Annotated in this window: 1 protein-coding gene; it reads left to right on the top strand. The window is 36.5% G+C overall.

The genetic code is table 11. The features are described 5' to 3' along the window. The first annotated feature begins 135 nt into the window (after positions 1-135). On the top strand, positions 136-10,716 hold the full coding sequence (locus tag Q5I06_RS08545) for a hypothetical protein (protein ID WP_305517769.1): 10,581 nt from the start codon (positions 136-138) through the stop codon (positions 10,714-10,716). Positions 10,717-11,215 lie beyond the last annotated feature (499 nt).

Raw genomic sequence — 11,215 nt, 5'->3', positions numbered from 1 at the left:
TTCAACTTCAAAAACAATGCCAAATTCGAAGGTAAAATCTACAACAACATAGGTGTAACAAAAAACAGCACGGGTAAAGTAACCAGTCAAGAAGGCTCTGTAGCTATCAATCTCAGCAACACTACTTTAGATAATTTGGATTATTCTCAAAAAGATTTTACCGGAGTTACCCCCACTTTTACTGCCACAAACAACTCCACTTTGGGCTTTAAAAATGATTTTAAAGACGCAGCGAATTTTGTCATCAAAGACTCCACTTTAAAAGATGTCAAAAACTCAAATGGTGGAGATATGCATTTTGATGCTCATAATGCAAACATCGGTAATATCACCATCACAAACCCTACTAGTGGTGGAGCTGGTGGTAAGGTCAGTGGTACTTTTGATAGCTCTAATATTGGAAATATTACTTCTATCAGCAATTTCTCAAACACTATTAAAATCACCAACTCTCAAGGCAAAGAGAATCTAAAAATAGGCAATATCAGTTATGGAGATGGTACAAAAACTCCTAAAGAAGGTGCAGCACTAGACATCAACCTAGATAAAAACGCAACTGTGGGTAATATTGATGTTGGAAAAGCTGCTTTAAATGCAACCTTTAATGGTGCTTCAGTAGGCGATATAAAAAATACAAACTCAGATACTGCTAATCCTTCTAGCATTACCTTTACAAATACAAAAGGTCAGAGTATAGGAAAAATAGGTGATAGCACTCATAAATTCACAGGAAGCATCAATGGAACATTTGATTTCACTCCTGTTACCACCACTGACTCTAGTGGTAAAACCATCACCAAATCCCTCCAAATAGGAGATATTACTTCATCTTCTACTGCAAAAAATGATATATCCTTTGTCTTTGGTGGAAAAGATGCAAGTGGCAATACCATCGGCAAACCCACCACTCCTATCAAAATCTCTGGTGGCTCAAGTGATTCTTCTTATACCTTTGCTAACTTGGGTAATCTCTCCACTGATTCTTCTAAAAAACAAGATCTCTCTACTGTAAGTGGTATCACATTTGGCTCTGATGCTAAAGTGGGCTCTTTAAATTTAGTGGGTACTTCTGTTAGTTTGGCCAAAGGAGAACAACTAGATAAGCAAACCATCTCTAAGCTCTTGGGCAATACCTCTGCTGCAAGTGATCTAAAAAGTGCTAATTTGGTCTTTGGTAATGCCAAATTAGTACAGAAACCAGATGGAAGCACAGAGATTGTAAAAAACACAGATGACAAAGGCAATACAGTTTTTGCAACCCTCACTCAAGAAGGAAAAACTCATACAAAAGGAGATGGCTATGTTAAAGGTAAAAGCTCAGATGCAGATATTCAAGCTCCTACAGATAGTGGAGATTTTACCTTAAAAGCAGACTTTCTATATACTCCTGGAACCTTTGATGCTTCAAAAGGAGAGAGTGCTTGGACAGGAAGTATCAAGGGAGATCCTACTAAAGTAGATGTTTCTTTGAACAACGCAGGAACCATCTCCACCACACAACTAGGCTCTACCTCAGTTGCTGATCTAAGCGTAGCTCTCTCTGGTACAACCCTAACAGGAGTATTAGGGGGTGATGTGAATGTACCTGTTTTAGATGATAAAGGACAACCTAAAAAAGACTCTTCAGGGAAAGCAGAGACCACCAAAAAAGCTCAAGATGTAACTTTATCCATCGATGCTTCTTCTAGCAATTCTAAAGGCCTCTCAATCATAGGAGATGGAAAACATGATTTGACCTTGGATTTCTCTGGAAATAACTCCAAAGACAAATTCACAGGTGCGATCCTAGGAGGGAGTGCAGATTCTTCCCTCACTATCAAAAACTTAGATGGCATCAATATCAATTCTACTGCAGGAGGCTCGATCGTAGATGGACTTAAAGCTGCAGGGATTACAGGAATCAATAATCCAAGTGCAGCGAAAAACCCAGATGGCAGTTCAATAAGTTTAACTGATGATCAGAAAAAAGATATTGCAACTTCTACAGAGTTCAAACTCTCAGGGAGTTCTATCACTGGAAATATCAAGGACACTAACTACAGCTACAATCTAGGATTTTCTTCTACTCCTAGCAAAGATGATGATGGTAAAACCATTCCACCAGCTTCTTATAATGGAACTTCTATCAATTTTTCTGGAAATACCAATAATCAAACCCTCTCTTTTGAAGGAAAAGATGCTATCAATCCAACTAATCACCAAGCCTTAAACATCACTTTAGGAACGGGGGATACTTCATTAAACTTCAAAGACACAGGTGCAACCATCGCTGCTTTGCATACAGATAATGCCGGAGCTAATTCTTCATTAATATCAGATGGAACTTCTATTGTTGGGGATTGGACAAAAGGAAGTGCAGATGTGAGCTTTGATAGCAATTCTAAATTTTATGGAGTTATTGGCGGTTCTTCTGATAAGCCTATCAAAGTGAATTTAGGAGAGAATTCTCTATATTCTAGTAGTGATCCTGTGATCCAAGCTGCTTATCAAGGAAAACTCAAAGGCACTTCTTCTGATGGCACATCCACTTATGCGACTCCAGTAGTTGATCTCTCTTCAACAGGAGAAAAAGAACTGAATTTCAAAAATCCAGGAGAAACCTTAGAAATCAAAGGCTTGAGCGAAACTAATGGCTTAGATTCTGGAAATTTAATCGCGAATAATATGTCTTTGGTGGGGAATCTTTACAGCAAATTAGATTCAACTACAAAAGCTTCTGATGTCAAAGCCACTCTTTCTTTTGACTCAAGCACTGCAAATGGTCATAAACCTACGAGTTTTACTACTGATCATATCGGGGTTTTAGCTAATGGTTCTTCAGTTTCTTTTAGTGGGGAAGGTTCTTTAAAACCTCTCACTCCTTATGATGAGAAAACCCATAAAGGAGGGGTGACCACTATTTCTTTAGGAGGTTCTAGCACAGGTAATACTAACTTCAATCTCGACAATACTGGAGCAAATGTTGTCTTCTCTCAAGTAAGTGGTCAAAAAGATGTCAAAGGTAACTTTGATATAAGAGGAACAAATATCACCTTAGATAATGGTCTTTCAGCTTGGGAAGGTTCTAGAGTGAATTTGATTTTTGCTAATGCTACCTCTAGCACAAAAGACACCCTCTTAAAAACCAAAGATGGATCACTTTTGACTTCAAAAACAAATGCAGCAGGAGTGAATAAGCCAAACACAGATTATGTCGATAGCTCTACTTTGACTATCAAATCAGGAACAGTCTCACTTAAGGGCAAGGAAAATAATATCACCTTCATCGGAGATGCTTCTGTTATCGCTACTCCTATGGTTACTAAGCCAATGGAATTAGGCGGAGATGCAAAAGCGAACATCAATCTCATCAATATGGGAACTACCTTGAGCTCTACTATCGAAGGAATTATCAAAGCTCAAGGTAGCTCTGCTGAAGCAGTGGCAACGCAAATGGTTTCAAATATCACAGATGCGAGTACTAAAAACTCAATGAAAACTTCCTTGATATCTAAGTTCAAAAACACATCCATGGCAGATATTCTTCTAGCATCTAATAATAGCGGTTCAAAAGGAACTGTGAAGTATTACTACAACCTTGCAGGAACCACATTAGGTCAAGTATCCATCGGTGCTCCAAAATCAACTGATGGTTTGAACCAAACACAAGTTTATATCAATGCTAGTTTTGATCAAAGAGATCTCAAAGACAGAGATAATGATGCTCAAAGATACTATAGTGATAATAAAACCATCGGAAATACCCAATTAGAGATTGCCAAAAGCGCACTTAATGGAAACCTCACTTTAGATGGCAATGTTCATGCTAACTTCCATTTTTATGGAGAAAATTCCCTCAATAGTAATGCAAAAATCTCTGGGGGAGCAAGTGATTCTATCTTTACCTTTAGAGATATGACCTTGAACTTTGGAGCAGGGAGTGGATTCTCAAATTATGCGATGAATGGAAAGGTTGTCTTAAATGGAGTGAATGCGAGTGGAACTTTTAATCCAACAGGTAATGTGAGCTTTGTAAGCTTAGGAGAAAATAATAAAGAAATCAACGCTTTAGTATTTAAAGACTATGGCCAACAAACTCCAAGCAATTTCAATAACAATCTCCAAACAAATGGGGATTTGTATGGAGTGAATGCAAACCTTAATGATGTGCTTAAAATCAAAGACACCCATTTCAAAGGAAGCATTGATTCTAATAAGGCTTTCACCTTTGTATTTGCTGGAAGTAATTCTTCAGGATTTGCTCAAACAGATTCTAAAGAAGCTACTAAATTAGGAAGTAATGCTAAAAATGTCACCTTAGATCTCATAGATGTTGGCACAGTGCAGATGAGTAATATCAATGCTGGAGCTAGTGATTCTAACAATGTTGTGAATCTTTATGGACAAAGTGCACTTTCTACCACCTCTAAAGATGGCAAAACAACCCTTGAAGTAAAAGGAGGCGATAGCCTTACAATCAATGCTACCATTGATAAAAACAATGCCAAACTCTGGGGAGCAGATGATAAAGGAAGCCTTAATTTTGATATTGAAGGTACAAGTGCTGTGAATTCTGTTTATAACCTTACTTTCAATGGAGGCATTCCTTATCCTAATACAACCACTTCTTTTTATACAGGAAATATTGGATTGCTCAATAGCAATTCAGTGATCAATTTCATTGATGCAGGAACCTTGAAAGACACCCAATTTGAAAATACCAAAGCTTCTGTAAATATTTCTAGAACAACCATAACAGGAGATATTTATTTCAATTCTGGCTTGATTGACTTTACAAACAATAACAAAGCATTCTCTGGAAATGTTGTTTATAAAGATGCAAGTAATAATGTTAAAGATCTCATCTTTGATTTTAGCAACAATAACCAAGCAGATAAAATTGAAAATAAAAATGCAAGCGATCATAACTATTATCTTGCAGGGGGCAGTGGTTCTAAATTTACTTTTGTGAATCTAACAGACAATCATTCTAGTGCAGCTTCAAGTCCTATTCAATGGCAAGCAAGCAACACTCAAGATGGTATTTTTAATACCTTAGGCTTTAATGGAGTGCATTTTAGGGCTGCAGATGCTTCAAGGGATAAAAAAATCTTATTAGGTAACAGTGTTGCTCAAAGCTTGGATGATAACACCACCTTTGCTTTTGCAGGGACTTCTATTTCTGGAGACATTAACACAAAATACAACTTGGATCTAAGCTTTTATAATCTAGCAGATGGTAGCCAAAGCATCACTTCTAGCTTTGATAAAAACACAAAAGTACCCCTTAATAAATCCTTCTATTCTGGAAGCTCTATTAGCACAAAAGGGACTTTGAATCTCACACTTTATGGAGCAGGGGCATTAGGAAATACTCCTGTAACTTTACACTCTGATAAAGTACTCAATGTGAATGCAAGTTCTGATAATGGAGAGATTGGTTCTATCATCACTTCAAATGTGGCTGCAGGTTCAGGTCTTTGGATCAATCATCTAGGCTTTAGTGGGGATTTCCTCTCACAAAAAGATACTTCAGGCAATGGTGGGATTGTGGGCGTGACCTTTGAAAATCAAGAGGTGCAAGATGGCTTTATTTTAGGAAGTAAAGACAACAGATTGATTGTCAATCTCAGCAATACCACTTTAAATGAAGGCAAAAAACAAGTAGTTATTATCGGAAGTGGCAATAGCAAACTCAATTTTAGCAATTCAGCCCCTGTGTATATCCACTCAACTTCTGATGCGTTTAAAGAAACAGATACTTGGGATAAAAACTACAAAGGAACATTCTTTGCAGATGGAAGCTCGATTATCTCAAGAGGTACTTCTATTATTGGAAATATCTATACCAATAATAAAACTGACAGCGATTATGAAAAAAGCAATGGAGCTAGTAAAACTAGAGGAACTTATTATGATCTAGCCTTCTCTTCTATAGCCACTTCTAATACCCCAGCTTCTTTTTATGCAGGAAGTTATATTGGAGTTGGTGCTAATAATAGCAACACCACCAGTGTTTTAGATGGCTACTCTAAGATTGCCTTTGATGGTAGAGGAAGTTTGAAATCTATTTCTAAAGATAAAGATGGAAACGAAGTTTATACAGATGTTAAAAATATAGCTTCCTCTACAACAGGAGCTGATCTAAAAGCTTCAGATGTTAATCTCACCATTGCTGTGCATGATACCCCTACTTCTACAGAAGGGTCAATGGTTTCTTCTATTAATATTAGCAACACAGGAGGGGTATTACAGATTAATGAAATTGCTCCTAGTTCTTTAGCAAACAGACTTGATTTGCAGAATTTTTATTCTTTATCTCTAAGAGGGGTGTCTTTATATGGTGATAGCTTTACTGGAGGTTTATTCTCTTTCAATTCTAAATTCAAAAATCCCAATGAATCTCAAAAATTTCAAATGACCTTCTCTAATGGAGATGGCTTGGAGACAATTATCAAAGATAGTGATAAAAAAACCATCAGTTTGAATGACTCAAAATTAGGAAAAGATTATATTGAAAGTTCTAGCTATGGGATTAAAAGTTTCAAAAGCACACAGGGTAATAATTACCTCGCTCCTAAATTGACTTTCATAGGAAGTGCCTCTCATAACTTTTTTAGCTCTAAAGCTAACTCAGCTACTGCGTTTTTTACCAACTATCAACCCACAAAAGATACTTCAAATAATAATTATGCTCAGATCAATTTTATCAATGCAGACAATACATACTCCCCAATGTCTCTTGATGCGTTTAACACAACAGTAACTGTTGATAACACTAATTCAAACAATGAAGCCATTAATAATAATGACACTCAAAACACAGGCATCATCAATTTGATCGGAACTACCTTAGGAAGCAATGACCTCTCAAAAACAGCCTTTATCTTAAATGCAAACTTTGATCAAAGAGGAGATGATACTTATTTTGTCAAAGATGCAGCTTATGTAAGTGCAGATAATCCAGATGGTTTTCTAACAACTGATGGCTTTGGAGCTCTCTCTAGTTCTATTTTAAAAGTCAGAAAAGCTAAGCTAGATGGAGATTTCAAACTAGGAGATAAGGTAGAAGCTCATTTTAGTTTCTTGGGCAATGATGCTTTTACTTCCAAAGCAAGTATAAGTGGTGGAACAAGTAATTCTACTTTGGATTTAAATGGTACAAGTAATCTCTCTTATACTAAAATCAATGCCTTTGGTGGAACTTCAACTATTGTAAATACAACCTTTGATGGAGATATTAAAGACAATGCGGATACTGCTGGTTCATCTACTTCTGTAATGAATGCGTATTTCAATTCTAAAGATACAAACATCACATCAGATCAAGCTAAAACATTTATCAAAAACTACAATGATTCAGTCAAAGATACAATGGCACTTGATCTAAGCACAGAGCATACTTTTAATGCAAATGTAGGCAAAACAGCAGGGGTATTGCAATTATCTTTTATTGGAGCAACATCTACTGGAAGTAACTTTAAAATCAGCAATGATGATAATATCAAAAACATCTATTCCTTTGTTGATTATGGCAAGATCGATCTATCTACGATTGCTACTGATGGCAAAAACGTAAAAGGGACTATCAAATGGATAGGGAACTCTTATCAAGTAGGCAAGGTAGAGAATGCTGTAAATGCCAATGTGGATATGTCAGTTACAGGAGATGATATTAAAAACAATGAGTATATTGCAAATGGAGGGGTTCAAGATATTACCTTTGATTTTGGAGGGAGTGCAAATAAACCAGATGGTTCCAAAAAAGAAATAGGGGTTATCAAAGACGCCACTGATACGACAGAAGGTGGAAAGACTACAAAAGGAGGCGCTACATCTGATAGTACTTATACAGTTGCTAACCTCACAGATGGCTCTAATGCTTTAAGCACAGATTCTGGTGGCATTATCAATACCATCAACCATACCCTCAACAATACCACAGATGCTTCTAAAAATCCTTTCCAAAACACAGTTGGAACGATTGGTATAAGTGGCACTAACATACAAGGCGATCTCAATCAGGATAAAAACTTCAAAGGCACAGATGGAAGCGATAGCACCTTTAATGGAACCATTCAAGCTACCTTTGATAGCACAGAAAAAAATCCTTCGCATATCAATGGAAATATCAAAGGAGATGCCACTAAAGATATTACCTTTATAGGAGAAAATAGCTCTGACTTCAAAGATGGTAAGGTTATCTCAGGTGGAGATAAGGATTCAAAATACAGCTTCCAAGATGCAGGTTCAATAAATACTTCTACTTTGAATAACATCTTAAGTGGAGGTTCAAATACTAATGGCTCTGGATACCAAAGCACTGCTGGAACATTCAACTTTGATGGAAGCACAACCATTGCAGGAGATATCAAAGATGCAGCCAATACCACCAATGCTAAAGATCAAACCATCAATATCGGAAAAAACAAAGACAAATCTCCTAATGGAGTGGTTTATCAAGGAGAAATTTCTACCACTTCAAAAGTAGATGCAATCTTTGGGGTAGGGAGTTCAGTAAATATCAAAAATGAAAATGAAAACTCTGTGTATGATTTCTCTAAATTCTCAGGTAGTAGCACTGCTGCGATCGCTGATATTGACTTGGGTGATAAACAAGCAAAAATCACAGGCTTTAATGGAAATACCTCTTTGATAGGAAGTATCAATGATCAAAACAGTGGCAATACCTATACATTCAGCGGAGGAAATGGAAAAACAGCAGGACACTGGATACTCACTAAGGACTCTTCAGTCAATAAACTTGTGGTTCAAAATGACTTTGCACCTACTTCTGCTATCTTAGAAGCTTCTAGTGCTAACAATCCTTTTGCTGTGATTGATCTCACAGGAAGGGATGCTAACACATCTAATGCAATGCTCTCTGGAGCAAATCATATAGCAGGAGCAAGCATCGTTGCTGCAACTCCTAGTGCTAACAACAATGGTGGTTATTTGAACTTAACTGTTAATAGTTTAGATGCCAATAATGCTATCTTTAGATTAGGGGTGAATTTATCAAATTCAGATCAAGATCCAATGATAACAGTTAATAGTGTAACTACATCTACTAATAGAGTGAATTATTTGCAGTTCTATCCACAAGGAGGAGGCAGTGTTTCTGCTCCTATTCTTGTAGCCAATGTAGCTGGAACTATCAGCACTTCTTATTTCAAAGGAGCGTATTCTAAAGCAGGGCTTAGGATTTATACTCCTGAAGTGATTGGGAAAAATGTGACAGACAAAGGGATGCAAGCAGGAGGACTTAGTGCATCCCCTGATACATATCACACCGAATTCTACCTCAATTCTCTTGTTTCTTCAGTGAATACTGCTGTGGTTGCTCCAATGCAGCAGAGTTTAAGCAGTGCTTATAGAAACTTCAGGGTTGAGACCAATAACCTGCATTTAAGAATGGGAGAGTTAAGAGGCATAGGAGCAACACAGGGTGCTTGGGCTAGGATTATGAATGGAATGGGAAGTGATGATAGCAACAGAGATATCTACACTACCATCCAAGCTGGATATGATTATAAATTTGATGTCTTAGGTGGAGTGAATTATGTAGGGGTTGTAGCAGATACTTCTATTATCAACTCTGAAGGAAGTGATTACAAAGGATTGGGTAATACCTTGGGCTTAGGGATTTATAATACTTATTTGATGGACAATGGTCTTTATGTAGATGCCATCACTAAATATCTGTATATGCACAATAAAATCAATAGTGCTGTAACTTCTGAACAAATACTAGGCAATTCTGCTTTCTTGCTAGGAGGAGAAGTGGGTTATCGTTATAAACTCGATAATGTATTGCCTTATTTAAAAATAGCTAAAAACATTTATACTCAAGGTTTTTATATAGAACCTCAAGTAGAGCTTATCTATGGTTATATTGCAGGGAATAATTTCAATACTTCTTTGAACTCTGTATCTGAAGCTTCTACTATCTCTGCTACCTTAGATGGCAATAATGCTCTTATCTCTAGGGTTGGAGCAGTCATAGGCAAGGAAATAAGAACTTCTAGTTTTTATGGAGATATTAGACTGGGTATTTCTTATGTAAATGAACTCAATACTGGAGGAAGCACTTCTTTGGTTGATACAATGAATCCTCAAGCTATCACTTCTCAAACTCCTAGCAACAACAAACTTGCCCTCTCTTTAGGCACGAATGTAAAAATCAATGAAGATTGGAGAGTGTATGCAGATATAGGCAGAACTTTCTTTGGTATCTATAATATTGATTACAATATCAATCTGGGTGGAAGATGGAACTTTGGCAAAAAGACTTCTAGCTTAGAGCGCAACATCAAAGCTCAAAAACAAGCAGAAGCAAAAAAACTCAAAGAAGAAGAAAAAATAAGAGCAAAACAACAAGCACAACAAGCTAAAGTCTCTAAAGCACAACCCATCAAAGCAGCAAAAATACTCTCTATCTCTGAGGCAAAGACTAAATGTCAAGGTTGTGCTCCAGAGTCTGGGTATTATCTAAGGATAGTTACCATCTCTTCTACTAATGCAAACTTAGAAAAACAACTCAAAGGACATTCTTTTAGAGTTTATAGTTTTAAAGACAGCAAGAATAGGACACTTCATAGCTATCTAGCAGGACCTTATCAAACTCAAAGCGATATTGATAAAGCCAAAACAGCTATTGATAAAATCGCTCAATGGGCAAACAATAACAAAAAGATACAATCTGAAGTCTATGAAGTGAAAAATAATAGGAATTGATAAAAACAAAGGAGAAGATATAAGTAATATGAGTTATCAATAAAAATACCGCTATAGCAAATAGAGTATCGCAAATACAAGTTTTTAGTTTGCTTGTATATACCATAGGGATTTGATTGAATCAAATCCCATAAACCCATAAAAACAAATTTGATTGTTGTGTTTTATATTTACATCAGCTGATATTGCTTTTTAAGGCAGATGGTTTGATATAAAATGCAAGTACATAGCGTTCAGAAGGTAGCAAACAACTACCACAAAGGACAGATGAATCTAAAAGGTTTGGAGGTAATAAGAGCAGGTATTTACTCTATTTTTGACATTCCGTTATACCCACATCGTTATTTTTTTTCATAGGACAAGGGGAGGAATGATTGTCATCACATAGAAATCAATCCAATGATTTTAGAGAGGATTAGAGGATAAGGTTTGTATTGTGATGACACGATTTTACAGATGAAAATCATTCAAACATTCTACATTATCTCAATATTATCAA

The organism is Helicobacter cappadocius, assembly GCF_030688855.1.
In the GTDB taxonomy this organism is placed as follows: domain Bacteria; phylum Campylobacterota; class Campylobacteria; order Campylobacterales; family Helicobacteraceae; genus Helicobacter_J; species Helicobacter_J cappadocius.
This window is presented reverse-complemented; position numbering and strand designations above follow the sequence as displayed.